Consider the following 26,073-nt stretch of genomic DNA (forward strand, 5'->3'; position numbering starts at 1 on the left):
AACCGCAATGTCGACCGAATACGGCCCCGGACAGGGCCCCGGCCCCAAACCGATCAACGACGACGACCTCAGCCGCCTCCTGGGCGAACAGCAATTCGCCGTCCTGGCGCTGAACAAACCAAACGGCCACCCGCACCTTTCAACCGTCGTTTACACCTGGGACCCGATCGAGCGCATCGCCCGCATCTCCACAACGGCGGGACGCGCCAAGGTGAACCACATCCGCAACAACCCACGCGCGGCCCTCCACGCGACCACCCCCGACCACCTCTCCTTCGCAGTAGCCGAGGCCACCGCAGAGTTGTCCCCGGTAAGCCAAACCCCAGGCGACGCAACCGGCCAAGAACTCCTCTCAATGACCCCAGGCTTCAAGTCCCCAGCCGACGAACAAGCCTTCCTGGAACAAATGACAAAAGACAATCGCCTAGTAATCCGTCTACACACAACCCGCCTCTACGGAATATCTCTATCCACCTAATCAATAAGGGCCGCTCAAACAACAGAACAGAGAGGCGCAAGGGCTCGACGGCAGACGCGCGCCGGTAGGGGCCAGTCGAGGCCCTCGACACCGCTCATCCCGATCGCGCCGCCCAACCGAGCCGCGCGGAGGGAAAGTGTCGCCCGCCGGGGCACCACAAGACATGCGGCGAGACAAGCGACCCCAAGCGAGTACGTACACCGACGTGCAGAAGGCACCCAAGGCTGCGCAGGAGTCCTGAGCCTGAGGCCGAGCGCAGGCTTGGGCAGGAGGCAGGCTCAGAACACGAGGCAGGCTCAGAACACGAGGCCTAACCGCGAGACGGGTCGGGGTGCGGGCCTGAGGGCAGAAGGCAGCCTGGGGCCTGAGCGCAGGGCTTGAGCACGGGACCTGAGCAGGAGGCAGGGGCCAGAGCACGAGACCTAAGCGCGGGACGCGGGGTTGGGGTGCAGGGCCTGAGCGCAAGGGGCAGCCTGGGGCCTGAGCACGGGGCAGGGCGTGACCCCAGGGCCCACGCGCGGGTTTGGGGCCTGAGTAGTGGCGCGGTCGGAGCGTGGACCTGAGGGCGGTGCGTCTAGGGCGTGCGGGGCGCACGTGGCCGGGGGACGTGCGTTACGGAGTGGGGGCCGCGTGTGGGACGGGGGTTTATTGGGATTGGGGGGGGCGCTGGCTAGGGGTGGTGGTCCCGGCGCGAGGTGGTGGTCAGTGGGGGAGGACGAGAAGGATCAAGGGGACGGCGGCGATGACGGGGACGGCGACCGTGGCGGCGAGGCGAGTAGTGCGGGGGAGCGGTTCGGGCTCCAGCAGCCGGTTCACCCGCGCCATCACCGGAATGTTGCCGTGGGACGCGACGCCGAGCGTGCCGGACGGTGCGGCGGCCGGGCGGGCGGCGGCGAACCGGAGCAGCGCCGTCGCCAGCTCGCGCGCCGGACGTCCGTGCCGGGCCCGATCGTCGGCCGCCATCTCGATCAGCAGCTCCACCGCGTCCAGGCAGCGTCCGACCAGGCGGAACTGGGGGAACACCTGGCGCAGGGACGTGAACGGCAGCAGCACCAGGTCATGCCGCTCGCGGGCGTGGGCGCGCTCGTGCGCGAGCACGGCGGCCAGCTCACCGCGGTCGAGCAGCTCCAGCGTCCCGGCGCTGACGACCACCTTGGACGAGCGGACGCCCGGCACGCAGTACGCCGCCGCGCCAGGGTGGTCGAGGACGAGCGTCCCCGGCACGGCCGAGTCGCGGCGCGACACCAGTGCGAGCAGCGCCCGGTGTCGTCGCCTCGCCCGCACGACGCGGACCACCGCGTACATCAGCATCACCAGCAGCACGGCGGTCAGGCTGATCGCGGCGAGCAGCGCGGCCACCTGCACCGCGTTGAGCCGGGCGGCCTGGTCGTCGTACAGGCCGGGCAGTCCGCCGAGGACGCCCTTCCCGTACGGGAGTAGCGCGAGGCCGAGCAGCGCGCCGATCGTGGCGACGCCCCAGCACAGCCCGAGGGCCTGCCAGAGCGCGATCCCGAGCCGCGGGGTCCGCCACGTCCAGCTGGCTTGGGACAGCAGGTGCGCCCCGCCGACGGTCCCCAGGGAGATCAATGCGAGCAGGGCGGTGCCCGTCATGCCGGAGGTTCCTTACTTGTGATGCCGGCCAGCGCCTGACGGATCACGTCGATCTCGTCCTCCGAGACGGAGCGCACGAAATGGGCCAGCGCGGCGTCTCGGTCGCCGGTCTCGGCCAGAGCGCCCAGCATCAGCTCCGTGACATAGCCTTCCCGGCTCGCGACCGGATGGTAGCGCCAGGCGCGACCGTCCCGTTCACGCTCCAAGAAGCCCTTCTTGGCGAGCCTGTCCAGCACCGTCATGACAGTAGTGTGCGCCAGGTCGCGGTCGCCCGCGAGCGCACGGCTGACATCACGCGCGGTCGCCGCGGGGTGACCGGCGTCCTCCCGCGCCCAGAGGACCTCCATGACCGTGCGTTCGAGCTCTCCCAGACCTTTCACGGCACCCAGATTATCCGAGGGTCCGGACAGTGACCACGTCAGGTAGTACTACCGCCGGTAGAGGGCCCCACAAGCCCCAGCTCGTAGGCGATGATCACGAGCTGGACGCGGTCGCGTGCGTCCAGCTTGGTGAGCAACCGCGCCACATGCGCCTTCGAGGTAGCCGGGCTGATGAACAGCTCCTTGGCAATCTCCTGGTTGGACCTCCCACGCCCGACCAGAATCAACACCTCCCTCTCCCGCTCCGTGATCCCTTCGACCCGCCCCACCGAAGCCCCCGCCACCGACACCCGCACGCCCCTCTGCGCAGAAGCACCTCCCCGCTCGACGTCACTCCCCTCCAGACGCCCCTGTCCAGACCTCTCCGCAGGCGCGGAACCCTGTGCCGACATCTCCGCGCCCCCACCCCCCTGCGAAGACGGCGACACCTCCGCGGACGCCCGTCCACCCCCGTCCCCAGGCACCCGCCCAACCTCCGACACCTGCCCAGACGACCGCGCGGACGGCGCCTGCCCGGATGCCCGCGCGGGCGGCACTTGCCCAGCCGACTGTGCGGGCGGTGTCCGCTCTGACGTTCGCGCGGACGGCGTCTGTCCGGACGGCTGTGTGGGCGGTGCTTGCCCCGATGTTCGCGTGGACCCCGTCTGCCCAGAAGTGCGGGCAGACGGGGTCTGCCCAGAGGTTTGCGGGGGCGTCGGCCTTGCGGGTGCCGTCTGGCGGCCGACCGTTGGGGATTGCGCGGGGTTTCTTGCTGGCGGCTCTGAAGATGTAGGCGGTTGCGGACCGGGTTGGGTGGGACGTGCGGCGAACTCTGCGATCAGTCGGCGGGTGACGCTCGGCGCGATCAAGGCGTCCCCCTTCGCGACCACGCGGATCGCGGAAAGGATCTCCTCCAGCGCCATGTCTTTGACCAGGAACCCGCTGGCCCCCGCCCGCAGCGAGCCGTACACGTACTCGTCGTCGTCGAACGTGGTCAGCATGAGGACGTGCACCTCCCTGGCCCGTTCGGTGATCCGCCGAGTGGCCTCGATGCCGTCCATGTCGGGCATGCGGATGTCCATCACGACCACGTCGGGACGGGCCTCCTCCACCAGCCGGACGGCCTCGGCCCCCGTCCCCGCCTCCCCGGCTATCTCCAGGTCGGGCGTATCCGCCACCAGCACCCGCAGCCCGGCGCGGATCAGCGGCTGGTCGTCCGCCAGCACGATTCGGATCGGGACGGCCGCCGAGGCCCCCGCCGACGCCGTCACTGGACCGTGGCGGGGACGGGGATGGCCGCCGCCACCCGGAAACCGCCGCCACGACGTGGTCCGGCCGTGAACCCGCCGTGGAGCAGGCTGACGCGTTCTCGCATGCCCGCGATGCCGTAACCGGCGCCGACCACGCCGCCCCGCCCCTCGTCGTCTATCTCGATGGCCAGATCCTTGTCTCGGTAAGTGATGGTCACGCGGCACTGGTCGGTGTCCGCGTGCCGGACGACGTTCGTGACCGCCTCCTGGACGATCCGGTACGCGGACAGGTCGACGTCCGGCGGCAAGGGTCTTCGTTCGCCGAACCAGCGGAGTTCGACGCGGACGCCCGCGTCCTCCGTAGCGCGGACGAGGGAGTCCAGGTCGCCGAGGCCGGGTGTCGGGCCGAGCGGCGCCGCCTCGGGGGCGTCCTTGCGGAGGGCGGTGACCATGCGGCGCAGCCCCGCGAGGGTGTCGCGGCTGGTGACCTCGATGGCGTCCAGCGCGTTGCGCGCCGCCGCCGGCTGCGTGTCGATGACCCGTCCACCGACCCCCGCCTGGATGGCGATGATGCCGATGCTGTGCGCGACCATGTCGTGCAGCTCGCGCGCGATCCGGAGCCGTTCGGCGGCGACGGCCTGCGCCAGCGCCTGCTCGCGCATCGCCACCGCGTGTGTGCGCCGGACCTGGATCGAGTTCCCCAGCAGCCAGGTCACGCTGGCCGCCAGGAGCATCGTTGTGATCAAGAAGTCGTTGATGTGCAGGAACGACATGACCGCCAGGAACTGGACTCCGAGCGTGACCCCGAAGACGGTGACCGAGACTCTGTGTGGGCGGGCGGCCGCGATGTAGCCGACGCCGAGATCGGTAAGCATGATCAGCAGGGCGGCGACGGTCCCGTTATGCATCTGGAGGAGGCCCCAGGTCCAGGCGAAGAGCACAATTGCCTGCACCTTGAGCGGGTGGCGGATCATCAGTACCGCGAGCAGGACCGTGAGCGTGGCCGCGAAGACCATCTCCGCCGTCACGTAACCATTACGGCGGCTGAGCAGCGCCAGGAAGACGAAGAACGGGTAGAGGACGGCCCCGGACCACGCCAGCGCCGTCCACGCGGCATGGCGCGCTCGGGCTGTGCGGCTCAGCGGCAGGGCGGACATGCGGCGATCGTAACCGCCGGGCTGCGGCCCGCACATTAGCCTGCAGGCTTAATCCTGGAGGCTACAACCGTCCGCCGTTCGGAGATGTAGCCCGTAGCCCAATGCGGCGAGGCATCGACCGCGGCCAGCGTTGTTCGGCATGAAGCGCTGGCTGACGTTGTTCCTGGCGATCGAGGTTTTGGGAGTCGTCGTATTCTCCCTCGCCTACGATTCCTTGGACTTCCGCATCTATTGGCTCGGCGGGCACGTGGTAATGGACGACGCGCGCTTGTACGAGGAGCAGATCGCCGCACATTGGTACACCAACACGCCTTTCATGGCCGCGCTGTTCACGCCGATGGCCGCCATCCCGCTCACAGTCGCCAGACTGCTGTGGCAGCTCGGCTCACTGGCGGCGTTCGTCTGGGCGTGCGCGTTGACGTTGAGACTGTCTGGCAGGAGCGCGCCTCTGAAAGCCGTCGTGGCTGCGGGCCTACTCCTCGCGCCGGTCTGGCATTCGTTCTTCCAGGGTCAGGTCAACCTGCTGCTACTCGCGCTCGTTCTCGCCGACATGCACCGTGTCGCGCAGGGACGTCCGGCCGGAATCGGCATCGGCATCGCGACCGCGATCAAGCTGACGCCGGCCATCTTCGTCGTCCTCCTCCTGGTCACGCGACGCACCAGGGACGCGATCACCGCTGCCGGAACATTCGCCGTCTGCACCTTGCTCGCCTACGCCATAGCCCCGGGCGCGTCCCGGCTCTACTGGTTGCACACCTTTTATGACACGTCCCGGGTGGGCGTCACATACATCAGTAACCAGTCGCCGAACGGAACGCTCAACCGCATTCTGCGAGGTACCGCCGAAGTGGGGGATTGGTATGCCGTGATTCCACTGACGATCGGCATTATCGGGCTCGCGCTCGCTGCCATCTGGGTAAGGCGGGGCGACTGGCTGACCGCTACGGCCGTCACGGGTGTGACCGGCTTGCTGGTCTCCCCCATTTCCTGGGCGCATCACTGGGTGTGGATTCTCCCAGCCCTGGCGGTGCTGATCCGGAACGGTGATCGCGTCATAGCGGCGTTCGGGTACGTCCTGTTCGCGCTCGCTCCCATGTGGTGGACGCCCCACAACGGCGACCCGCGCGAGTACGGAATCAACCTGCTGACACCGGTCGCCAACTGCTATCTGATCGCTGGCCTGTTCTTCCTCACCTACACGGCCGTCCGCCTACGCCGGACACCACCCAACGACCCCACCCAAGCCCCGGCCCGCGAGCCCACCCGCGACCTCGACTCGAAGCCCGACCGCGAGCCCGGCCCGCAGCCTGACCATGCACTCGCCCGGGCCCCCGCCCGAAGCCCGGCTAGCCCTGGGACCCGGCCGTGAGCCCGGCCAAGGTCTCACCCCGCCCGGAGCCTGGCCGTGGGCTTGGCATGGAGGTCGGTCTGGGCGCTGAGGCTCCGAGGCGGGGGTGGCTGGATGACGACTGCTAGGGGGTTTCTGATGAGCTTTGCGAGGGCCGTGTCCGCCTCTGATCTGGGGATCGGCCGAGCGTGCCGGGCGCGAAGTCCTCCAGACGAGAGCCGTGTCAGTAGACGGCGATGGCGGCGTTGGGAGCGTCCTCGCGCGGATGACGAGGGTGTCCGAGACGGAGATGCGGAAGGGAAGGCTATACACACTGGGACGGCCTTCAGTGTGTATTGTGGCGCCCATGGCGAGACTCAACATCACGCTGCCGGACGAGCTTGCCGCCACGTTGCAGGGGCTCGCGGAGGACAAGAAGATCGCCTCCGTGTCCGGCTTCCTCGCGGACGGGGCACGCCTCAAGCTGGCGTACCTGCGGGACGAGTCGACGATCGACGACCTGTTCGGCCCGCCGAGTCCCGACGAGCAGGCGATGGTCGACCGGCTGGTTGAAGGCGGCACGCCGAACCGCCGGGACGTCGCGTGATCACCGGTCACGTCTTCGACGCGACCGCACTCCTCGACCTCGCCACCGGCAAGACCGTCTACGTCCGGGCCAGGCTGCGTGCCTCGATCGCGCAGCATGCCACGATCGTCATCCCCGCCACGTCGCTGGCGCGTGCCTGGCAGCTCGTCCCCGATCATGGGCGTGCGGTGCTGGAGCGCCTCCCCGGCATGCAGGTCGTGCACGTGGACGACCTGGACGACGTCATCGCCCAGCAGACCGGACTCCTCGTCACCACGATCCCGAACCTCGGCATGGACGCGGCGCAGGCCGCCTGGTCCGCGCGGTGGCGACGCTGGCCGCTGGTCACCGCGGTACCCGGACAGTACGCGGCCGTCCCCGGTGTCCGCGTCGAGCAGATCCCCTAACGCACCCGAGCAACTTCCATAGCGCACGGGGCAGAGCCCGCAGCCGCACCGGCTAGAGGCCGCAAGGGTCCTGGATAGGCTCCTGAGCGCCCTGGTGAGGGCGTGCGGGCTCCAGCTGCACCGGCTAGAGGCCGCAAGGGTCCTGGATAAGCCCCTGAGCGCCCGGGCGAGGGCGTGCGGGCTGGGATTGGGCGAGCCTGGCTCGCCCGGTGGGCGTGTGCGGAAGGCGTGGTTGCCGCCCGTTCTGGCCGCAGCGATCGCTGCCCTGGCTCGTTCCGGCGCGCGCGAGGCGGGGACGTGAGGGCGTATGGGCGCGTTCACGTAGGCCCCGCCGACGAGGGATGGGCCGGAGGGCTGGGGGTCAGGCGTCGGTGATTTCTTCGGGGCGTTGGCCGGTTACCAGGTAGACGACGTTTTCCGCGACGTGGACGGCGTGGTCGGCGAAGCGTTCGAAGTAGCGGCCGGCCAGGGTGATGTCGACGGCGGGCTCGACGCCGTGCTTCCACTTGGGGGACAGCAGGATGTCGAAGAGGCGGCGGTGCAGCCGGTCCATCTGGTCGTCGTCGGCGTCGAGTTCCAGGCCCATCTCGACGTCCTGGGACGCGATCACGCTGCCCGTCTTGGCGATCATGCGCTCGGCGATCTGGCCCATCTCCAGGACGGTCGCCTGCAGCTCGGGCGGGACGGCCGACTCCGGGTGCCGGCGGCGGGCGGTCTTCGCGATGTGCACGGCGAGGTCGCCCATGCGCTCCAGGTCGCCGCTCATCCGCAGCGCGGTGATCAGCGTGCGCAGGTCGCCCGCGACGGGCTGCTGGCGGGCCATGAGGTCGAAGACCGTCGCCTCGATGTCCGCGTCGATCTTGTTGACGTGCTCGTCGCCGCTGATGACCTCCTCGGACAGCCGGAGGTCGGCGTCCAGGAGGGCGGTCACGGCGCGGGACATCGCGGAGCGGACGAGCCGGGTCATCTCGACCAGGCGGTCGCTGAGGGAGTCGAGTTCCTCGTGGTAGGCGTCGCGCAAGTCAGCAGTCCTTCGGTGTGCGGCCGGGGGGGCCGCGGGGGCGGGCGGGGCATGGTACGTGGCAAATCGGGGCGAACCGGACGAGTTTTCGGTGGTCCGGGCGTACTCGCCCACGCCACACCCTGCCGTGCCGCCGTGAACCAGACCGGATATGGAGGTGAACTTTCGGCGAACGGGATCGCTGTGACCAGGGCCTCCGGGTGGGATGGGTCCGGACGCCGCTTACGATCCGTGGTGTGGAGGTCGAGATTGTCGCAAGCCTCACCGGGCTTGCCGGGCTCGCGATCGGGCTCGCCAGCGGATTGGCGGTGAGAGTGAGCGAACGAGCCCAGCAGGCGCCGGTGCCCTCGACGCCGTCCGGCGGACTGCCGCCGGGCGTGGCGTCCGTCCTCAGCGTGCTCCGGTCGTCGGCCGTGGTCGTGGACGGCGAGGACCGCGTGCTCCGCGCCAGCTCGGCCGCGCGTGCGTTCGGTCTGGTCAGCGGTGATCGCCTGGTCGTGGACGAGGTGCTCGCGATGGCCCGGCTCGTCCGCCGGGACGGCGAGATCCGGGAGACCGAGATCCAGGTCGCGCCGAGCGGGTCGCGCAGCCGCGCGGACGGCCGCTGGTTCGCCGTCCGGGTCGCGCCGCTCGGTTCGCACGGGCTCGTCCTCGTCCTCGCCGAGGACCTGACGGACATGCACCGCACCGAGGCGATCCGCCGTGACTTCGTCGCGAACGTCAGCCACGAGCTGAAGACCCCGGTCGGCGCGCTGTCACTGCTGGCCGAGACGGTCGAGGGCGCGGCCGACGATCCCGAGGCCGTCCGCCGGTTCGCGGGACGGATGCAGTACGAGTCGGTGCGGCTGACCAACCTCGTCCAGGACCTGATGACGCTGTCGCGCGTGCAGGGCGACGAGCCCCTGCCGGCGCTGCGTCCCGTCACCTTGGACGAGGTGATGGCCGAGGCGATGGAACGCTGCCAGACCAAGGCGTCCGCGAAGGACATCGAGCTCACCGTCGGCGGCGAGGACGGCCTGCGCGTCCGCGGCGACCAGGAGCTGCTGGTCACCGCGCTGCGCAACCTGGTCGACAACGCCGTCGCCTACAGCCCCGAGCACACCCGCGTCGTCGTCGCGACCAAGCGGCGCGATGACGGCCACGTGGAGGTCAACGTGACCGACCAGGGGATCGGCATCCCGGACGGCGAGGTGGAGCGGATCTTCGAACGCTTCTACCGCGTCGACCCGGCCCGCTCCCGCCAGACCGGCGGCACCGGCCTCGGCCTCGCCATCGTCAAGCACGTCACCAGCAAGCACGGCGGCGACGTGACCGTGTGGAGCAAGGAGGGGCACGGGTCGACGTTCACGATCCGGCTGCCGCTGCTCGACGCCCCGCATCGTCCCCCCGCCGGCATCACCTCGGCGAACAAGGACACGGCCAAGAACAACGCGGACGCACAAGTTGACGCGGACGCGGGTAAGAACATCGAGAACACCGCCCGGGAGGGAACACCGTGACCCGCGTGCTCGTCGTGGAAGACGAAGAGTCGTTCAGCGACGCACTTTCGTACAACCTGCGCAAAGAGGGCTTCGAGGTGGCCGTCGCGGCCACCGGTCCCGACGCGCTGGACATCTTCGAGCGCAACGGTGCCGACCTCGTGCTGCTCGATCTGATGCTCCCCGGCCTGCCCGGCACCGAGGTGTGCCGGGAGCTGCGCGCCAAGTCCAGCGTCCCCGTCATCATGCTGACCGCCAAGGACAGCGAGGTCGACAAGGTCGTCGGCCTTGAGCTCGGCGCGGACGACTACGTCACCAAGCCGTTCTCCACCCGCGAGCTGATCGCGCGGATGCGGGCCGTCCTGCGGCGCCAGGGCGAGGTCGAGGAGCTGGCCCCCGCGACGCTCGAGGCTGGACCGGTCCGGATGGACGTCGAGCGGCACGTCGTCAGCGTCGGCGGCGACCCCGTCCAGCTTCCGCTCAAGGAGTTCGAGCTGCTGGAGGTGCTGCTCCGCAACGCGGGGCGCGTCCTGACCCGCATGCAGCTGATCGACCGCGTCTGGGGCGCCGACTACGTGGGCGACACGAAGACGCTGGACGTGCACATCAAGCGGCTCCGCGCCAAGATCGAGGAAGTGCCGTCGACGCCGCGGTACATCGTCACCGTCCGCGGCCTGGGTTACAAGTTCGAGCCCTGACGGATAGGCGGAACGGCCCGTCCAGCGGCTGGACGGGCCGTTCTGTCATAGGTTCATGAGCCCCTGGCGGGGCGGCGGGTCAGTGACCGGCGCCGGGCGACTCCGACGTCGTCGGGGACGCGGACGTGCCAGGCTCGGTGCTCGCGGTCGGCGACGGGCTGCCGCCGCCAGGCGTCTGCGGGGCGCCGGGCGTGGCCGATCCCGGGCCCTGGGCGGGCTGGCTGGGCAGCGGGAAGGTCGCGAAGTCGTCCTGCTGCGGGATGATCGGCACCTGGAAGTCGATGCCGCCCGCCTTCTCGAACTGCATCCGCACGAGGACGGTCGACCCGGCGAGCAGTTCCTGCCGCAGGCTCGGCAACACCACGAGCGGCTGGTCGCCGCTCGGCGCGCCCGGCGCGGTCTGCTGCGGCGCGGCCGTGTTGCCCGACGCCGGGCTGGTCGTCGGCTCGGGCGTGGCGCCCGGACCCGTGGGTTCAGGCGTCGCGCCGGGCGTGCCCGGCGTGGCGGACGCGGTGGGCGTGCCGGTCGGCTGGCCCGTCGCGGCGCCGCCCGGCTGCCCGTTCTGCTTCTTCCGGGACGTCGGCGTCGGGCTGGGGGTCGCCGTCGGCTTGCCGAGCAGCTTGACGAGCGCGCCCGTCCCGTCCGCGGCGGCGCCCGGCAGCTCGATGCCGCCGCCGATCTGCGCCGGCCCGGCGAACTGCGGGGAGCTGACCGAGATGAGGCGGTCCGGCCGGCCCTTGACCTGGTTGATCATCACGCCGTAGAGCGGCAGCGACAGCCCCGGGGCGACCGGCTGGTCGGGACGCGGGCCCAGCACGAACATGTTGCGCAGGGCGATCTGCGCCGCCGCCGGCTTGTCCTTCGGGACGGAGACGTTCACGCCGTCCGTGAGCTGCGTCGGGGACGCCGACTGGGGCTCCTCGCCGGCGCCGCAACCGGTGATCACCGGCGCGATGGCGACGGCGCCAGCGACGGCCAGCGTGACCATTCGACGGCTGTTACGGATCACGGCGTCGGTCTCCTCGCGAATGTTCTGCCAAGGCGTGGCATCGAGAATGGCACGAAAGTTGTGAGAGCGGCGTCAGGGACGCCAGAGGAAGCGTAGCGAGACCCGACGGGAAGCACCGCTTTGGGGTACCCGACACGCCATTTTTCCCTCCCCCGGTCGCCGCCCGCGCGGGGGTCGTCAGCCCGTTTTCAGCGACTGGACCTTCTGGCTGAGCTCAGGGCCGGGCCGCGGGGCTTGGAGGACCTCGTTGACCACCCCGTCCGGCTGGACGAAGACGGCGGTCATCCCGGTCCCGGGCAGCCCCGGCATGCCGCGCGGCGGGGCGTAGGCGCCCGCGAGCACGCCCGAGCGGTCTTCGAGGACCAGCGGCGTCCCGTTGTGGGCGGTGCCCGCGCACGCCTTCAACTCCTTCAGCGGCGTCCCCTTCTTCCCGGCGACGGGACGCGGATCGGCGACGAGCCAGAAGTTCAGCACGCTCTCCTGCGTCCGGGCGGCGAGTTCGGCCACGACGTTCTCGCACTCGTATCCCGGCGGGACGATGCCGATCACACCGGGACGGAGGTTGCGCAGGGAGATGGGGGAGTGCTCGCCGGCCACGAGGTCGGCGGAGCCGGCGGGCAGCAGGCCGCCGATCCGGCCGGGGCTCGCGGACGGGCGCGGCGCGAGCTGCGCGCCGGTCGGACGGGGTGCGGGACGGGGCCCGAACGCGGTCATCAGGACGCCGCTGAGCAGTGCCACCAGCAGCGCGCCCGCGATGATCGGGACGGCGACGCCGAACCTCGTCAGCGGGCCGCCGAACCGGCGGATCCGGGCCCGGCGGCGGCGCCGGCGCTCCTCGCGGTGGTAGGCGACCACGTCGCGGTCGAGCTCGCGGGCGTCATCGGGCACCACGACGTCAACGCGGGGCAGCCCGTAGTCATCGGGCTCCGGGTCGTCGCCGTCCGGCCTCACTCCGCACCTCCGTCCTGGCCACTCGTCGGCTGAGCCGTCCCATTCGGCCCCTTCCGGGCGCTTCGTACCCGCAGTACCCGGCCTGTTCACCTCCAGTATGGGATGCATCCGCATCGGCCGGTGGGGGATGCTTGTAACCAGGGCCGGTTACCGGTAATGACGATCCGGCGCGATCCACGTGGTTTTTCGGCTACCCTGAGTACGGTGAACTGGACGAGGATGCACCATTAAAGGGCTTTGTCAATACCCCAATATGCGGCTTGACCTGGGCATTTGTCTGGAAGGCCGGTTCAGCCACGCAGGTTTCCGTGGTACCCTGGTTCTAGCGGAAGGGGTACTTGTCACATGACTTTCCAGGTCGGCGACACCGTCGTCTACCCCCACCATGGGGCTGCTCGGATCGAGGCCATCGAGACTCGCACCATCAAAGGTGAGGAAAAGACCTATCTGGTCTTGAAGGTCGACAAGGGCGACCTGACAGTGCAGGTCCCGGTCGAGAACGTCGAGGACGTGGGTGTCCGTGACGTCGTCGGCCAGGAGGGTCTGGAGAAGGTGTTCGAGGTGCTTCGCGCACCCTACACCGAGGAACCCACCAACTGGTCCCGCCGGTACAAGGCGAATCTGGAGAAGCTCGCCTCCGGTGATGTGAACAAGGTCGCCGAGGTCGTCCGCGACCTGTGGCGGCGCGACAAGGAACGCGGACTGTCCGCCGGTGAGAAGCGCATGCTCGCCAAGGCGCGGCAGATCCTGGTCAGCGAGCTCGCGCTCGCGGAGAAGACCAACGAGGACAAGGCAGAGGCCCTGCTCGACGAGGTCCTGGCCAGCTGATCGGCCGGATGGGTTGAGCGTACGGCTTCCACGGGTGGGCGTCGGTACCGACGTCCACCCGTTCTCGTCCGAGCCGCGTCCGCTATGGGTGGGCGGGCTCGAATGGCCCGGTGAGGGCTACGGCCTCGCCGGGCACTCCGACGGCGACGTCGCCGCGCACGCCGCCTGCGACGCGCTGCTGTCGGCCTGCGGGCTAGGCGACCTCGGCGCCGTCTTCGGGACGACCGACCCGCGCTGGTCGGGCGCGGCGGGCGTCGCGTTGCTGCGGGAGGTGGCGCGGCTCGTGCATGAGGCCGGGTTCACCATTGGGAACGTCGCCGTTCAGGTGGTCGGGAACCGTCCCAAGATCTCCAAGCGGCGCGGCGAGGCGGAGAAGACGCTGTCCGAGGCGCTCGGCGGGGCACTGGTAACCGTCACCGCCACTACTACGGACGGCCTGGGCCTGACAGGCCGAGGCGAGGGCGTAGCCGCAATAGCCACCGCCCTCGTCCTCCCCCCACCCTCCTGAGCCCGCCTGCCTCGGCCCTGCGCGCCTGAGTCCTGCGCGCCTGGGGGCCGTCTACCTGACCCGCCTACCTGGGGTCTGCACGGCTGCGGTCTACCCGCCTGAGCTCCCCGTACCTGCGTGCCTGGTGCCTGCGTGCCTGGTGCCGCGTGGCCGGGCCCCATGTGGCCGGGTCCGCCTCTGCCTGAGCCGACGCACTACTACTCCTGACAGGCATTTCGCGGCCTATTGGTCTGCGGTCGGTAGCTGGTTATCCACAATCTCGCAACTCATTGCCGTCCGGTGCCTGGGCGTTTGACGATGGTGGTAGCCGGTCCGCCCCCGGGCGGGAGGGGCATGCTTTTCAGCGTTGGGAGGGGCATGTCTTTCAGCGCAGTGCTCTGCGGTGGGGCGGGTGGTGGGCGCAGGCGTGGCGTGGAGTGACGTTGGCGTGGTGTGACGCGGGTGCGGTGTGGCGAGGCCGGGTGGTTCGGTTGTGCGGCGGTGCTTGCTGGGGCTTGCGGCCGTAGTTGTCAGGGGGCCTCGGGGGGCTGTGCTGGGTACACCGTGCCTGTCACTTCACCCAGGGTTATTCGGGAGCCTGACGCGCCCGGTGCCTGGGCGCGGAGGGTCACTGTGTCGCCGTCCTCCAGGTACGTGCGTTTCGTGCCGTCCGGGAGTTCCAGGGGCTCGTCGCCGTTCGAGGTCAGTTCCAGCAGGCAGCCGCGCTGGTCGCGGTCCGGGCCGGAGACCGTCCCGGACGCGAACAGGTCCCCGGTGCGCAGGGGGGCGCCGTTGACCGTCGCGTGGGCGAGTTGCTGCGGCGACGTCCAGTACATGTCCGCGAACCGGGGACGCGCCACCACCTGGCCGTTGATCAGGACCTCCAGGTGCAGGTCAAGGCCCCACGGCTCGGCGCAGCGCAGGTACGGCAGGGGCTCCGGGTCCTGGACGGGCGGCGTCACCCGCGCGGGCTCCAGTGCCGCGACCGGCACCACCCACGAGGAGATCGACGTCGCGAACGACTTGCCGAGGAACGGGCCCAGCGGCTGCGACTCCCACATCTGCACGTCGCGCGCGCTCCAGTCGTTCACCAGGACGAACCCGAACACGTGGTCGCGGAACGCGCCAGCCGGGACACCCCGCCCCGGAATGGACGGCACGCCCGCCACGAACCCGACCTCCGCCTCGAAGTCGAGCCGCGTCGACGGGCCGTACGTCGGCTCCGGCTCGCCCGGCGTCCGGCGCTGCCCGGACGGCCGGATGATCGGCGTCCCGGACGGATACACGGTCCCGGCCCGTCCGTGGTAGGCGACTGGCAGCCGCTTCCAGTTGGACGGCAGCGGCTCGCTCCTCGGGCGCAGGATCCGTCCCGTGTTCCTGGCGTGGTGCTCGGACGAGAAGAAGTCGACATAGTCCGCGACCTCGAAGGGCCGGAGCAGCGCCACGTCCGTGACGGGAATCAGGTGCGGCTCCACCCGCTCGCGGAAACCCTCGTCGGTGAGCAGTTCGACCAGCCGCGCCCGGTTGGCCTCCCAGACGGGACGTCCCGCCACCATGAAGGCGTTCAGCGAGCCGGACGCGAAGCACCGGCGGTCGTCCACTAGCCCGGCGGCGGACAGCGAGGCCAGGTCCAGGACGAACCCGCCGATGGCCACCCCCACGCGGGGCAGCTCACCCGGTCGGGAGAACACCCCGTACGGCAGATTCTCGATGCCGAACCCGCCGTCCGCGCTACCCGGAACCCACGAATCGGTCGTCATGCCGCTATTTCTTCCCCCACCGTTCCCCTTTCATCCGGTGATGGACATCGGGCGAAGAGCCGACAGCGCGGCCTCGATCTCGGGCGTCCCGTAGGCGGACAGCAAGCGCCGCGCCCCATCCGCCTCGTCCTCGCCCAGCGTCAGAAGGTCGGTGATCACGTCTCCGGGGTCGGTGCGGGAGAGCGCGTCGCGGACGTCCCCTGCCCCCGTTCCGGCCACGGCGGCGGCCAGCAGGGCGTTCAGGGGTCCTGGGCCTGGGCCGTCCTGGCCGCCCGCCAGGACGAACGGCAGGTCGCGCTCCGCGCAGGCCGAGATGAACGCGGCCAGCCCCTCCACCGCGCCGGACGTGTGGAAAGCGGCGCCCAGCGGCGCTCCCCGGTCACGGGCGGCGGCGACACGGTCGAGCGCGTCCCGCCAGCCGGGCGACGGCCGCACCTCGATGTGCGCGGGCGCGTCGGGCGGAAGCCGGGCGATCGTCACGGCGGCGGCCCGCGCCTGGTCCGCGTCGCCGGGGAGCGGGACCCGCAGCGCCGAGACGCGGACGCGCGGCTCGCCCCGGGCGGCGTCCAGCGTCGCGGACAGGTCCTCGATCCCGCTGTCGGCGACCAGGCCGAGGTCGAGCAGGTCTTCCGGGACGAGCCGCGCCCGCAACTCCGCGAACCGCGACGCCGGGCACAGGAACCGCCCGGCGGCCGGATGCCGGGCCGCGCGGCGGTAGGTCGGGAGCGCCTCGTCGAGTGGGACGCGCTCCTGCCGAACACGCCCCCGCGGCACGGACCCGGGCGGAACGGGCTTCGGTGGGAAGAGCGCGGCGTCGTCGATCAGCCGAGCGAGTAGGGCGCTCATGACCCATGACTACCCGGCCGCGGGAGACCTCACCGCGCGCGGCCAAGGTCGTGCCGTTCAGCCTGCGGGCGGGACGGGGCCGCTGCGGAAGTTGCTCGACGGAGGCGGGTTCCAGTCATCGTCGTCGGCGGGTTCCGCGGTGTCGGCGTCCGGGTCCTCAGCGCGATCGGCCGGGGGATCGTCGTGCTCGTCCTCCTCGGCCGGGCGCCGTCCGGGCATCGGGATGTCGGGACGTGTCGTCGCCGCGGCCGGACGCTCCTCCCGCTCGACGCGGTCCCGGCCGCGGACCAGTTCGACGTCCGTCGGCAGCAGCGCGGGCGCGGCGGGCGCCTCGGCTGCGTCGGGCGCGTCGATCGGCGACCGCGGCTCCGGCAGCGAGTCCAGCGGCGGCGGCCCCTCCTCGGACGGAACGCCGGACTCGAGCGACGGCCCGGGCTCAAGTGAAAGACCCCGCTCGAACGGCAGTCCCCGCTCGAACGTAAGGCCCGGCTCGGACGACAAGCTCCCGGACGACAGACTCTGCCCGGACGACGCCTCCCGACCGGGTGCGAAGTGCGGCTTGAAGACGGGTTCCGACCCCTCCTCCTCGGCGTCGTCCTCCACGTTCTCGAAGATCTCGCGCTCGAAGGCGTTGTCCCTCTCGACCTCCGCCCGCGAAACAGGTTCCTCAGGGGCGAACGGGATGAGCGGGTCGCGCTCGTCCAGGAAAAGCTCCGGCGCACGCTCCGCCTGCCCCTCCTGGCCCGCAGACCCGGCAGAGTCGGCAGAGCCGGATCCGGCTTCCAGGGCCAGGGGCTCAGGCGAAGCCGGTTCCAGGACCTTGACGTGTCCGCGCTGCGGCTCGACCGGCGGTGTCTCGTCCACGGCCGGTCGTCCCACCCGGATCTGCTTGAACATCGTCAGCCACAACCACACCGCGATCACCAGCATGACGTGCGGCGCGACCGCGACGCCCGCGCGGACGGGGTCGCGGGACAGTTCGTCGAGGCCGCGCAGCGAGTCCTGGACGGAGATCGCCGCGCCCCCGCCGAGCAGGACGAGGAGCAGCGCCCACCGGGGCAGCCGCGTCCACCAGCGGGCGTTCCGGGTGATCACGAGGGACAGGATCGTCAGCGCGGTGAGGGTGTCCGCGATCGCCGGGTAGAGCGGCGCCCAGCGGCGGCCGACGCCGCCGAGCCGGGCGAGGTCGCGGAGCACGTCGTAGGTCAGCGCGAACGCGGCGCCCGCCAGCGCGGCGACGACCAGGCCCGCGACGGCGGTGAGCACCCGGCGCTGCGCGGGGGTGAAGGACGGCCGGGTGGGATCTGTTGGCATGTCTCTCGTTCCGGGATGGGTCGCCTGATGAGGGGTCCTCAGCCGAGATTAGCCAGCCCGCACCGCGAGACCCGCCCATTCCGGACGATCACTTTGCCGTGCGCGCGATATGCACTGAGACGTAACGTATGGACGACCGCCCGTACGCACGACGGCGACCATGCGAGGAGGCAGCGATTCCGGGGGATCGGCTGGGCGAGCCGGTCCGGACGTTCGACGGCCGGGCCGCGGCGCGCCGCAGATGGGCATGGCTCGGGCTGCTCTGCGCGGCGTCCCTGGCCCTGGTCCCGGCGGCGATCGTCTACCTGCGCGACAAGGTGTGGTGGGTCGGCGTCCCGGCGCTGCTCCTGTCCATGGGCTACGCGGCCGCGGTCGGCTGGGTCGTGGGACGCGACCGTCCCCGCGTCGGCGGACGGGCCGTGGTCCTCCACACCGGCGGCCTCTCCATCGTCCGGCGACGCGACGAGGCCCGCTACACATGGGACGAACTGGTGTCCGTCACCGTGTCCGGGGTGAAACCCGAGCCGGGCTCGCCGACCAGCTGGACGTTCACGCTCGTCGCGGACGACGGCCGCGTCCTGCGGCTCGGCGACGACCTCCCCGAGGTGCGGACGCTCGGCGCGGCGGTCGCCGCCGAGGTGACGGCGCGGATCGTCCCGCGACTGCTGGCGGCGGTGAAGGAGGGGGAGACCGTCCGGCTGGGCCCGTTCGACCTCGACCTGGACGGCGTCGAGAAGGAGGGCGACCGCCTCCCCTGGGACGCCGTCGACGACGTCGCGGTCGACAACGGCCTGGTCACCGTGCACGCCCGCAAGGGCCCCGACCTGATGACGATGGCCGCGCAGATGCCGGACGCGCTCGCGTTCACCGCCCTGTGTCACCAGGTCAGAGACCTCGCCAGACCTTCTTGAAGATTTTTCCGAGGGGTATGTCAAGAACCCGGCCGCGGCTCCGATCCCTTCGTGACCGACGGAAACCCCAACCGACGGGAACCCGAAAGGAACTCCGATGGAAGTGCGCACTCTCGATGTTCCGGGCGCGAGCCTGCATTACGAGGTCCGAGGGTCCGGCTCCCGGCCCGTCGCGCTGCTGATCTGCGGCGGAATCTACGACGCGGCCGCCTACGCCGGGCTCGCCGCGCAACTCGCCGAGCGGTACACGGTGGTGACCTACGACCGCCGCGGCAACTCGCGCAGCCCGCTCACCGGGCCGCCGGTGCCGCAGCGCATCGAGGAACACGCGGACGACGCGTCCCGGCTCCTCGCCGAGGTCTCGCCGGACGCGCCCGCGTTCGTGTTCGGCAACAGCTCCGGCGCGCAGATCGGGCTCGCGCTGGCCGAGCGGCACCCGGAGCAGGTCCGCGTGCTCGTCGCGCACGAGCCGCCGCTGCTCTCCATGCTGCCGGACGCCGCGCACTGGGAGTCGGTCATCGCGGACGTGGAACGCGCGTACGCGGACGGCGGCGCAGGCGCCGCGATGGGCGTCTTCGGCGCGGCGATGGGCATGGGCGGCGGCGAGGACTCCGACGATTCCGGAGGCGACTCTGGAGGCGGTTCCGGAGGCGATTCCGGAGGCGGGGCCGAGCCGCCGTCGCCCGAGATGCAGGAGATGTTCGCGCGCCTGGAGAAGAACACCGACTTCTTCATCGGCTACGAGGTCCCGCCGTTCGGGCACTGGACGCCGGACGTCGACGCGCTGCGCGGGTCGTCCGTCCCGATCGTGCTGGTCGCGGGGGAGGAGTCGGAGGGCGAGCCGCCGCACCGGTCCGCGTACGCGCTGGCCGAACGGCTGGGGACGCCCGTCGAGACCTACCCCGGCGGCCACGGCGGCTTCGGCCTCTCCGCGGACGAGTTCGCCACCAGGTTGGACGCCGCGTTCTCCGGGTCCTGACTGACATAAAGGCCCGCGCGGGAAGGGCCTCCTGACCTGGAGGGCGCGTAGAACCTTATGACCATTTGGCATATGGGATGGCACGCGATACGACGCGCGGCCGTCCACCGATCCAATAACCTGGTTTCGTGAGTCTGCGCCTTTACGACACCGGCACCCGTAGCGTCCGTGCGTTCGAGCCCCTGGAAGAGGGCCGCGTGGGGATGTACGTGTGTGGCGCTACTCCGCAGGCGTCCCCGCACATCGGCCACCTGCGCTCCGGCGTGATCTACGACGTGCTGCTGCGCTGGCTGCGCGCGTCCGGCTACGAGGTGACGTTCGCGCGCAACGTCACCGACATCGACGACAAGATCCTCGCGGTGGCGGCGGAGCGGGGCGTGCCCTGGTTCGCGGTCGCCGAGGGCAACCAGCGGGTCTTCACGCAGGGCTACGACCTGCTCGGCTGCCTGCCGCCGACGATCGAGCCGCGCGCCACCGGGCACGTCCCGGAGATGATCGCGCTGATCCGGCGGCTGATCGACAAGGGGCACGCCTACCCGGCGGGCGGCGACGTGTACTTCGACGTGAAGTCGTGGGCCGACCACTACGGCGAGCTGTCGAACCAGCGGCTGGAGAACATGCGGTCGACGGGCGACACCGTCAACGAGGACTGCAAGCGCGACGTCCGCGACTTCGCGCTGTGGAAGGGCGCGAAGCCCGGCGAGCCGTCCTGGGAGACGCCGTGGGGGGACGGCCGCCCCGGCTGGCACCTGGAGTGCTCGGCGATGGCGACCAAGTACCTCGGTCCCGTGTTCGACATCCACGGCGGCGGCGTCGACCTGATCTTCCCGCACCACGAGAACGAGATCGCCCAGTCCCGGGCGGCGGGCGACGGGTTCGCCCGCTACTGGCTGCACAACGGGCTCCTCACCGTCGACGGCGAGAAGATGAGCAAGTCCGTCGGCAACGTCGTGCTGCTGCCCGACCTGCTCGACAAGGCGCGTCCGGTCGAGGTCCGGTACTACCTGGTGTCGGCGCACTACCGCTCGCTGATGGACTACACCGACTCCGCGCTCGCCGAGGCCGTCTCCGCCTACCAGCGGATCGAGGGGTTCGTCACGCGCGCGACGGAGGTCGTCGGCGCGGTCGAGCCGGTGTCGCCGGTTCCGGCCGAATTCGCCGCCGCGCTCGACGACGACCTCGGCGTGCCGCACGCGCTGGCGGTGCTGCACGAGGCCGTCCGGGAGGGGAACAGCGCCCTCGCGTCCGGCGACCGCGACGCGGTGCGGGAGCGGCTCGGCGCCGTCCGGGCGATGGCCGGCGTCCTCGGGCTCGACCCGCTGTCGCCGCAGTGGGCCCGGTCCGGCGAGGACGACCTGCGTCCCGTCGTGGACGCGCTCGTCGCCGTCGCGCTGGAGCAGCGGCAGGCGGCCCGCGTCCGGAAGGACTACGCCGCCGCCGACGCGATCCGCGACGGCCTGTCCGAGGCGGGGATCGTCGTCGAGGACACCCCGCAGGGCCCCCGCTGGGAGCTCAAGCGCGACTGAGGCTCTCCGCGGGACGGCGCGGCCCGCGCGGCGGATAAAATCGGGTGTTCGCGGGGGTGCGCAGCCGTCCCGCCGAGATCCCAGCCGCCCGGGCAGCCACGTCGACGGGCGAACCACCACCGTCGCTAGGGGCGAATCGACCATGGCCAAGGGCAAGAGCAAGGGCAAGGGACCCACTCCGAAGGCCGAGGACCGGCACTGGCACGCCAAGCGCCAGAAGGCCCGCGCCGTGAAGAGCTCCCGCCGCACCGGCACCCCGACGCTCGGCCCCGGCGGGCGCGACCAGCCCGCCGAGGCCCCCGAGCGCGCCCGCCGCCCGGCCGGGGCGCGGCGCGCGAACGGCGAGGTCCCCGAGCTGGTCACCGGGCGCAACCCGGTCGTCGAGGCGCTGCGCGCCGGAGTGCCGGGGAGCACGCTGTTCTACGCCTCGGCCAGCTCGGACGAGCGGGTCCGCGAGTCGATCCAGCTCGCCGCCGACCGGGGCGTCGCGCTCCTGGAGACCGGCAAGAACGAACTCGACCGGATGACGGACGGCGCCGTCCACCAGGGCATCGCGCTGCAGGTCAAGCCGTACCGGTACGCGCACCCCGACGACCTGCTCACCGGGTCGGCGCCGCTGATCGTCGCCGTCGACGGGATCACCGACACGCGCAACCTCGGCGCGATCGTCCGGTCCGCGGCCGCGTTCGGCGCGGCGGGCGTGGTCGTGCCCGAGCGGCGCGCCGCCGGGGTCACGGCCGGGACGTGGAAGTCGTCGGCGGGGACGCTCGCGTCCGTGCCCGTCGCGCAGGCCACGAACCTCACGCGGCAGCTCAAGGCGTACCAGAAGGCGGGCTGCTTCGTCGCCGGACTGGACGCGGGCGGCGGCGTCGCCGTCGCCGACCTGGAGGTCGCGTCCGGGCCGTTCGTGCTGGTCGTCGGCTCGGAGGGCAAGGGCCTCGGACGGCTCGTCGGCGAGACCTGCGACCTGCTCGTCACGATCCCGATGCCGGGCCGCGCCGAGTCGCTGAACGCGGGCGTCGCCGCCGGGATCGCGCTCTACGAGGTCAGCCGCCTGCGCTCGCGGTAAGCGCTGAGCGCGGTAGGTGAGCGCGGTGACGTTGCTCACTACCGACAATCTTAACGTTCAGATAGTTGACGCGGCTTTACCCCTCATGTTGTTATCTCAACGTTGAGATAACAACATGAGGGGTGAGCCAGATGACCGCCATCGCGGCGCCGCCGGGGGTCCGGTCCCGCTACGCGACCGACATCGCCCTGGCCGCCTTCGCGCCCGCGAGCTGGGGCACCACCTACGTCGTCACGACGACGCTGCTCCCGGACGGCCGTCCGCTGCTCGCCGCGACGCTCCGCGCCCTGCCCGCCGGGCTCGTCCTGCTCGCCGCGACCCGCCGCCTGCCGCGCGGCGACTGGTGGTGGAAGTCGGTCGTCCTCGGCATGCTGAACTTCGGGGCCTTCTTCCCGCTGATCTTCTTCGCCGCGTACCGGCTGCCCGGCGGGGTCGCCTCGACGATCGGCTCCGTCCAGCCCCTGGTCGTCGCGCTGCTGTCGATCGGCGTGCTGCGGGTGAGCCCCGCCCGCGCCGTGCTGTACTCCGCGATCGCCGGGACCGGCGGCGTCGCCCTGCTGACGCTCAGCGCGGACGCCCGGCTCGACCCGCTCGGCATCGGCGCCATGCTGACCGCGACGTCCCTGATGGCCACCGCGATCGTGCTGGCCAAGAAGTGGGGCCGCCCCGAGTCGGCGGACGGACGTCCCGAGTCGCCGCTCGTCATGACCGGCTGGCAGCTCACCGTCGGCGGCCTCGTCCTCGCGCCGCTGACGCTCGCCTTCGAGGGCGTGCCGTCGTCGGTGACCGGGGAGAACGTCCTCGGCTTCGGCTACCTCGGGATCGTCGGCACCGCCGTCGCGTACGCGCTGTGGTTCCGCGGGATCGACCGGCTGCCGCCCACGTCCGTCTCCCTGCTCGGCCTCACCAACCCGATGGTCGCCACCGTCGCCGGGCTCGTCATCCTCGGGCAGACGCTCACGCCGCTCCAGATCGTCGGGTTCACCATCGCGCTCGGCGCCCTCGTCGCCGGGCAGACCCTCAACCGCCGGACGTGACGCCCCGCCGCCGCTCCCGCAGGAACGCCAGCTCGGCCTCGTTGTCCGTGCGCTCGATGGCCGCGTCGTAGGACGCGGCGGCCTCCGCGTCCCGGCCCAGCCTGCGCAGCAGATCCGCGCGGACGGCGTGGAACAGGTAGTAGGCGTTGAGGTCGAGCCCGTCCACGAGGGCGAGCGCGGGCTCGGGCCCCTCGACCTCGGCCACCGCGACGGCCCTGTTCAGCGCCGCGACCGGCGTCGGTGCGATGGCCATGAGCTGGTCATAGAGCTGGACGATCTGATCCCACCGCGTATCCTCCGGCCGCGTGGCGTCGCTGTGCACGGCATTGATGGCCGCCTGGATCTGGTACGGCCCCGGCCGGTTCCGTCTCAGGCACTGCCGGACGAGTGCCTGCCCCTCGCGCACCAGGTCGTCGTCCCAGCGGCGGCGGTCCTGGTCGGGGAGGAGGACGAGCCGCCCGTCCCGCATCCTCGCGGGCTTGCGGGACTCGATCAGCAGCATCAGGGCCAGCAGGCCGAGGGCCTCGGGCTCGTCCGGCATGAGCTCCACCAGGACGCGGCCCAGCCTGATCGCCTCCGCGGCGAGGTCGTCGCGCCCGCCGTATCCCTGGTTGAACACCAGGTAGATGACGGCCAAGACCCCGGACAGGCGCTCCGGCAGGTCGGCATCGTCCGGCACCCGGTAGGGGATGCGCGCGTCCCGGATCTTGCCCTTCGCGCGCACCAGCCGCTGCGCCATCGTCGGCTCCGGCACCAGGAACGCCCGCGCGATCTCCGCCGTCGTCAGCCCGCCGAGCAGCCGCAGCGTCAGCGCCACCCGCGCCTGGAGCGCCAGCGCCGGATGGCAGCAGGTGAAGATCAGCCGCAGCCGGTCGTCCCGCACGGGGCCCTCCTCCACCGGTTCGGCCACGTTGACCAGCGCGGCCTGGGCGTGCTTGCCGTCCCGTGCGGCCTCCCGGCGCAGCCGGTCGATCGCCTTGTTCCGCGCCGTCGTGATGATCCATCCCGCGGGCGCCGGGGGCGGGCCGTCCACCGGCCACCGCCTGACCGCCTCCGCGAAGGCGTCCTGCACCGCCTCCTCGGCCACGTCGACGTCGCCGAACACCCGGACCAGCACGGCCACCGCGCGCCCGTGCTCCTCCCGGAAGACCCGGTCGATCAGGCTTCGCCCTGGAACGGCCGCACCTCCATCGGCAGCCCCGTCTTCTCGACGTATCTGGCCGCGATCTTCAGCGCCGCGTCCAGGTCGGGGGCCCGGATGATGGTGATCCCGCCGATGTGCTCCTTGCCCTCCGTCCAGGGCCCGTCGGTCGCGACCACCTCGTCGCCCCGCAACCGCACCACCGTGCTCGCGTCGGGATCGTGCAGGCCCCGCCCGAACACCCACGCCTCCTGCGCCTCCAGGTCGCGCCGGATCACCGCGAGGTCCGCCATCACCTTGTCCAGCACCTCGGGCGGCGGACGCTCGCCCACGGGCTGGATCATGTTGAGCGCGTACAGCTTCATGCTTCCTCCCTCTTCCGGTACGTCGCGATCACGACCCCCGTCGTCGTGACCACCGACCCGACGAGCCGCATGTCCACGGAGACCCCGTCGAACAGGCGCTGCCCCGTCCCGAGCACCCGCGGATGCGTCATCAGCAGCCACTCGTCGACGAGCCCCCGCCGCATCAGCTCCCGCACCAGGGCACCGCTCCCGATCACCGTCAGGTCCTCCGCGATGCCCGGCACGTCGCCGACATCCTCGACGAGCACCGAGTTCTCCCAGGGCAGTTCCCGCATCGTCGTCGTCACCACGTACTTCCGCGCCCGGTTCAGCACGTCCGTGTACGGGTTGTCCTTCTGGTGGGGCCAGTAGGCGTGGAGGCTCAGGTACGTCCGCCGCCCGAGCAGGATGCCCCCGTCCCGCCCCATGCCCTTCCCCATCTCCGAGCCCATGACCTCGTCGTTCCCCGGAACGGCCCACCCACCGTGCGCGAACCCGCCCCGGACGTCCTCATCGGGCAGGGCGGGCGCCTGCATGACCCCGTCCAGCGACAGATGCTCCACCACGACGATCTTCCCCACGGCTCCTCCTCCAGACGACGGCCTTCACCCCCTACACGAACGCCGTCCACCCAGATCGACACCACCCCGGAAAAACCGTCCCCCGACCCTCCACCAGTTCGACTACGATGCGTGGACGACCAGGCCGGCGTAGCTCAATCGGCAGAGCATCTGTCTTGTAAACAGAAGGTTAGGGGTTCAAGTCCCCTCGCCGGCTCCCACCTCAGCGTGCTCCAGCCGGGCTTCGGAACCGTTGATCGGTATTGATCGTCTCAGGGGCGTGAGCGTGTCCACGACGGTTTTGCCGCTGGCAGGGGTGGTCCTGGGTTCCGCCGGGACTCTGATCGGTCAGTACCTGGCGACGCGGGTGGACTCGCGACGAGCGCGGTTCGAGCAGGCCAGCGCGGAACGTTCCGAGCGCAAAGCAGCCCTGATCGAGTTCCTGTCCGCCGCCCAACAGGTAGAACTGTGCCTGGACCGGCTCTCCATGGGAGAGCGACTTGACGACTCCGAGATGTGGCAACACCTGCACGCGCTCTGGCTTGCCAAGAAGGTCCCCGAACTCGTGTGTTCCCCTCCCGTCGCGCAGGCAGCGCACGACTACACGTCGGCGCTCCATGCACTGCTCCGGGGACAGACCCCAGGAGAGGGCACACCGCCCAAGCGTGACCTCCGCTTCGCCTTCCTGGAGGCCGCCCGCCGAGAACTCGGGACGACAAACGAGCCGTTGAGGAGAGATCCCGCAGCGCGAGAACTCGGCGAGTAACTACCTCGGTTGGCCTGGGACGCATCCGGCCAGCGGCTTTACCATTGGGTCCTCATCGCCCTACGAGGGTTCTCAACGTGATCGGAGCGGTGTCCGTCAGACGTGCGGCGGTCCTCATCGGGTCTGCGAGGGGTGCGGCGAGAGGTGTCGGGTTCGGTCTAGATCAACTGGTT

General features: G+C 71.0%; 26 protein-coding genes, 1 tRNA gene and 2 pseudogenes. 15 read left to right on the plus strand and 14 right to left on the minus strand.

All coding sequences use genetic code 11. The features are described from left to right. The first annotated feature begins 7 nt into the window (after window positions 1-7). Window positions 8-478, plus strand: coding sequence for a pyridoxamine 5'-phosphate oxidase family protein (locus FXF65_RS40835; RefSeq protein WP_148355851.1), 471 nt, complete (start codon window positions 8-10; stop codon window positions 476-478). 702 nt (window positions 479-1,180) lie between these two features. On the opposite strand, the gene FXF65_RS40840 is transcribed toward FXF65_RS40835, so the two are convergent. The 5 genes and pseudogenes from FXF65_RS40840 to FXF65_RS40860 all read right to left on the minus strand — a co-directional run bounded on the left by FXF65_RS40840 (window position 1,181) and on the right by FXF65_RS40860 (window position 4,855). Then, window positions 1,181-2,089, minus strand: coding sequence for a M56 family metallopeptidase (locus FXF65_RS40840; protein WP_148355852.1), 909 nt, complete (start codon window positions 2,087-2,089; stop codon window positions 1,181-1,183). Then, on the minus strand, window positions 2,086-2,469 hold the full coding sequence (locus FXF65_RS40845; RefSeq protein WP_148355853.1) for a BlaI/MecI/CopY family transcriptional regulator: 384 nt from the start codon (window positions 2,467-2,469) through the stop codon (window positions 2,086-2,088). Before FXF65_RS40845 ends, FXF65_RS40840 begins: the two co-directional genes overlap by 4 nt. A 38-nt stretch (window positions 2,470-2,507) precedes the next feature. Beyond that, window positions 2,508-2,720, minus strand: a pseudogene (locus tag FXF65_RS45670) (response regulator transcription factor); the annotation flags it as partial. Between the two features lie 522 nt (window positions 2,721-3,242). After that, window positions 3,243-3,719: pseudogene (locus FXF65_RS40855) on the minus strand (response regulator); the annotation flags it as partial. Beyond that, on the minus strand, window positions 3,716-4,855 hold the full coding sequence (locus FXF65_RS40860; protein ID WP_148355854.1) for a sensor histidine kinase: 1,140 nt from the start codon (window positions 4,853-4,855) through the stop codon (window positions 3,716-3,718). The pseudogene FXF65_RS40855 and the gene FXF65_RS40860, both read right to left, overlap by 4 nt. Window positions 4,856-4,994: 139 nt before the next feature. On the opposite strand from FXF65_RS40860, the gene FXF65_RS40865 reads away from it, so the two are divergent. From FXF65_RS40865 to FXF65_RS40875, 3 genes are all read left to right on the plus strand, one after another. After that, complete coding sequence (locus tag FXF65_RS40865; RefSeq protein WP_148355855.1) at window positions 4,995-6,224, plus strand: glycosyltransferase 87 family protein; 1,230 nt, start codon at window positions 4,995-4,997, stop codon at window positions 6,222-6,224. A gap of 325 nt (window positions 6,225-6,549) precedes the next feature. After that, a complete protein-coding gene (locus FXF65_RS40870) occupies window positions 6,550-6,789 on the plus strand; it encodes a ribbon-helix-helix domain-containing protein (RefSeq protein ID WP_067898808.1) in 240 nt (79 codons plus the stop codon). Further along, window positions 6,786-7,175: a hypothetical protein gene (locus FXF65_RS40875; protein ID WP_148355856.1), complete on the plus strand. Its 390-nt coding sequence runs from the start codon at window positions 6,786-6,788 to the stop codon at window positions 7,173-7,175. Before FXF65_RS40870 ends, FXF65_RS40875 begins: the two co-directional genes overlap by 4 nt. 361 nt (window positions 7,176-7,536) lie before the next feature. On the opposite strand, the gene phoU is transcribed toward FXF65_RS40875, so the two are convergent. Next, a complete protein-coding gene (phoU, locus tag FXF65_RS40880) occupies window positions 7,537-8,196 on the minus strand; it encodes a phosphate signaling complex protein PhoU (protein ID WP_148355857.1) in 660 nt (219 codons plus the stop codon). Between the two features lie 236 nt (window positions 8,197-8,432). Here phoU and FXF65_RS40885 point away from each other — a divergent pair, with 236 nt between their 5' ends. Both FXF65_RS40885 and FXF65_RS40890 read left to right on the plus strand, forming a co-directional pair. Continuing rightward, entirely contained in the window at window positions 8,433-9,695 is a 1,263-nt protein-coding gene (locus tag FXF65_RS40885; protein ID WP_148355858.1) for a sensor histidine kinase, read from the plus strand. 5 nt (window positions 9,696-9,700) lie between these two features. Beyond that, window positions 9,701-10,372, plus strand: coding sequence for a winged helix-turn-helix domain-containing protein (locus FXF65_RS40890; RefSeq protein WP_483902920.1), 672 nt, complete (start codon window positions 9,701-9,703; stop codon window positions 10,370-10,372). A gap of 79 nt (window positions 10,373-10,451) precedes the next feature. Here FXF65_RS40890 and FXF65_RS40895 read toward each other — a convergent pair whose 3' ends face one another. Next, entirely contained in the window at window positions 10,452-11,381 is a 930-nt protein-coding gene (locus tag FXF65_RS40895) for a hypothetical protein (RefSeq protein WP_148355859.1), read from the minus strand. Between the two features lie 177 nt (window positions 11,382-11,558). Then, entirely contained in the window at window positions 11,559-12,332 is a 774-nt protein-coding gene (locus tag FXF65_RS40900) for a hypothetical protein (RefSeq protein ID WP_148355860.1), read from the minus strand. Window positions 12,333-12,677: 345 nt separating this feature from the next. Between FXF65_RS40900 and FXF65_RS40905 the strand changes: the two genes are divergently transcribed. Next, window positions 12,678-13,160 carry a CarD family transcriptional regulator gene (locus tag FXF65_RS40905; RefSeq protein WP_067459337.1) on the plus strand — a complete coding sequence of 161 codons (483 nt, stop codon included), beginning with the start codon at window positions 12,678-12,680 and terminating at the stop codon, window positions 13,158-13,160. Window positions 13,161-13,194: 34 nt separating this feature from the next. Continuing rightward, window positions 13,195-13,668, plus strand: coding sequence for a 2-C-methyl-D-erythritol 2,4-cyclodiphosphate synthase (gene ispF / locus FXF65_RS40910; RefSeq protein WP_187412795.1), 474 nt, complete (start codon window positions 13,195-13,197; stop codon window positions 13,666-13,668). A gap of 509 nt (window positions 13,669-14,177) precedes the next feature. Here ispF and fahA read toward each other — a convergent pair. The 3 genes from fahA to FXF65_RS40925 are packed head-to-tail and all read right to left on the minus strand — an operon-like array spanning window position 14,178 to window position 17,567. Then, window positions 14,178-15,407, minus strand: coding sequence for a fumarylacetoacetase (gene fahA, locus FXF65_RS40915; protein WP_148355862.1), 1,230 nt, complete (start codon window positions 15,405-15,407; stop codon window positions 14,178-14,180). Between the two features lie 30 nt (window positions 15,408-15,437). Further along, window positions 15,438-16,253, minus strand: coding sequence for a hypothetical protein (locus tag FXF65_RS40920; protein WP_148355863.1), 816 nt, complete (start codon window positions 16,251-16,253; stop codon window positions 15,438-15,440). Window positions 16,254-16,310: 57 nt separating this feature from the next. Beyond that, on the minus strand, window positions 16,311-17,567 hold the full coding sequence (locus FXF65_RS40925; RefSeq protein ID WP_148355864.1) for a DUF2637 domain-containing protein: 1,257 nt from the start codon (window positions 17,565-17,567) through the stop codon (window positions 16,311-16,313). Between the two features lie 128 nt (window positions 17,568-17,695). On the opposite strand from FXF65_RS40925, the gene FXF65_RS40930 reads away from it, so the two are divergent. The 5 genes from FXF65_RS40930 (at window position 17,696) to FXF65_RS40950 (ending at window position 23,089) form a co-directional block, all read left to right on the plus strand. Continuing rightward, window positions 17,696-18,478 carry a DUF6585 family protein gene (locus tag FXF65_RS40930; protein WP_148355865.1) on the plus strand — a complete coding sequence of 261 codons (783 nt, stop codon included), beginning with the start codon at window positions 17,696-17,698 and terminating at the stop codon, window positions 18,476-18,478. 97 nt (window positions 18,479-18,575) lie between these two features. Further along, on the plus strand, window positions 18,576-19,457 hold the full coding sequence (locus FXF65_RS40935) for an alpha/beta fold hydrolase (protein WP_148355866.1): 882 nt from the start codon (window positions 18,576-18,578) through the stop codon (window positions 19,455-19,457). 128 nt (window positions 19,458-19,585) lie between these two features. Continuing rightward, entirely contained in the window at window positions 19,586-20,983 is a 1,398-nt protein-coding gene (cysS, locus tag FXF65_RS40940) for a cysteine--tRNA ligase (protein WP_148355867.1), read from the plus strand. 142 nt (window positions 20,984-21,125) lie between these two features. Further along, a complete protein-coding gene (gene rlmB / locus FXF65_RS40945) occupies window positions 21,126-22,052 on the plus strand; it encodes a 23S rRNA (guanosine(2251)-2'-O)-methyltransferase RlmB (RefSeq protein ID WP_148355868.1) in 927 nt (308 codons plus the stop codon). Window positions 22,053-22,183: 131 nt separating this feature from the next. Next, on the plus strand, window positions 22,184-23,089 hold the full coding sequence (locus tag FXF65_RS40950) for an EamA family transporter (protein WP_148355869.1): 906 nt from the start codon (window positions 22,184-22,186) through the stop codon (window positions 23,087-23,089). Here FXF65_RS40950 and FXF65_RS40955 read toward each other — a convergent pair. The 3 genes from FXF65_RS40955 to FXF65_RS40965 are packed head-to-tail and all read right to left on the minus strand — an operon-like array spanning window position 23,073 to window position 25,155. Beyond that, window positions 23,073-24,305 (minus strand): RNA polymerase sigma factor, encoded by a 1,233-nt coding sequence (locus tag FXF65_RS40955; protein ID WP_148355909.1) that lies wholly within the window; start codon window positions 24,303-24,305, stop codon window positions 23,073-23,075. The genes FXF65_RS40950 and FXF65_RS40955 overlap by 17 nt on opposite strands. Next, window positions 24,248-24,595, minus strand: a complete 348-nt coding sequence (locus tag FXF65_RS40960) for a YciI family protein (protein WP_148355870.1) — start codon at window positions 24,593-24,595, stop codon at window positions 24,248-24,250. The genes FXF65_RS40955 and FXF65_RS40960 overlap by 58 nt, the downstream gene beginning before the upstream one ends. After that, entirely contained in the window at window positions 24,592-25,155 is a 564-nt protein-coding gene (locus FXF65_RS40965; RefSeq protein ID WP_148355871.1) for a dihydrofolate reductase family protein, read from the minus strand. Before FXF65_RS40965 ends, FXF65_RS40960 begins: the two co-directional genes overlap by 4 nt. Before the next feature lie 123 nt (window positions 25,156-25,278). Between FXF65_RS40965 and FXF65_RS40970 the strand changes: the two genes are divergently transcribed. Together FXF65_RS40970 and FXF65_RS40975 are read left to right on the plus strand one after the other, a co-directional pair. Continuing rightward, window positions 25,279-25,351 (plus strand) — tRNA-Thr (locus FXF65_RS40970). A 63-nt stretch (window positions 25,352-25,414) separates the two neighbouring features. Then, the gene (locus tag FXF65_RS40975) at window positions 25,415-25,900 is read left to right on the plus strand and encodes a hypothetical protein (RefSeq protein ID WP_148355872.1); all 486 of its coding nucleotides are present in this window, start codon (window positions 25,415-25,417) and stop codon (window positions 25,898-25,900) included. Window positions 25,901-26,073 lie beyond the last annotated feature (173 nt).

The sequence above is a fragment of the Actinomadura syzygii genome, from assembly GCF_008085905.1.
Lineage (GTDB): Bacteria > Actinomycetota > Actinomycetes > Streptosporangiales > Streptosporangiaceae > Spirillospora > Spirillospora syzygii.

What these genes read in the sequence shown, in the direction of transcription:
- FXF65_RS40930 (WP_148355865.1), top strand. Translation starts at nt 17,696, where the DNA reads ATGGACGACCGCCCGTACGCACGACGGCGACCATGCGAGGAGGCAGCG.
- FXF65_RS40835 (WP_148355851.1), top strand. Translation starts at nt 8, where the DNA reads ATGTCGACCGAATACGGCCCCGGACAGGGCCCCGGCCCCAAACCGATC.
- FXF65_RS40935 (WP_148355866.1), top strand. Translation starts at nt 18,576, where the DNA reads ATGGAAGTGCGCACTCTCGATGTTCCGGGCGCGAGCCTGCATTACGAG.
- FXF65_RS40920 (WP_148355863.1), bottom strand. Translation starts at nt 16,253, where the DNA reads ATGAGCGCCCTACTCGCTCGGCTGATCGACGACGCCGCGCTCTTCCCA.
- FXF65_RS40865 (WP_148355855.1), top strand. Translation starts at nt 4,995, where the DNA reads ATGAAGCGCTGGCTGACGTTGTTCCTGGCGATCGAGGTTTTGGGAGTC.
- FXF65_RS40860 (WP_148355854.1), bottom strand. Translation starts at nt 4,855, where the DNA reads ATGTCCGCCCTGCCGCTGAGCCGCACAGCCCGAGCGCGCCATGCCGCG.
- fahA (WP_148355862.1), bottom strand. Translation starts at nt 15,407, where the DNA reads ATGACGACCGATTCGTGGGTTCCGGGTAGCGCGGACGGCGGGTTCGGC.
- FXF65_RS40870 (WP_067898808.1), top strand. Translation starts at nt 6,550, where the DNA reads ATGGCGAGACTCAACATCACGCTGCCGGACGAGCTTGCCGCCACGTTG.
- FXF65_RS40925 (WP_148355864.1), bottom strand. Translation starts at nt 17,567, where the DNA reads ATGCCAACAGATCCCACCCGGCCGTCCTTCACCCCCGCGCAGCGCCGG.
- rlmB (WP_148355868.1), top strand. Translation starts at nt 21,126, where the DNA reads ATGGCCAAGGGCAAGAGCAAGGGCAAGGGACCCACTCCGAAGGCCGAG.
- FXF65_RS40960 (WP_148355870.1), bottom strand. Translation starts at nt 24,595, where the DNA reads ATGAAGCTGTACGCGCTCAACATGATCCAGCCCGTGGGCGAGCGTCCG.
- FXF65_RS40905 (WP_067459337.1), top strand. Translation starts at nt 12,678, where the DNA reads ATGACTTTCCAGGTCGGCGACACCGTCGTCTACCCCCACCATGGGGCT.
- FXF65_RS40950 (WP_148355869.1), top strand. Translation starts at nt 22,184, where the DNA reads ATGACCGCCATCGCGGCGCCGCCGGGGGTCCGGTCCCGCTACGCGACC.
- FXF65_RS40840 (WP_148355852.1), bottom strand. Translation starts at nt 2,089, where the DNA reads ATGACGGGCACCGCCCTGCTCGCATTGATCTCCCTGGGGACCGTCGGC.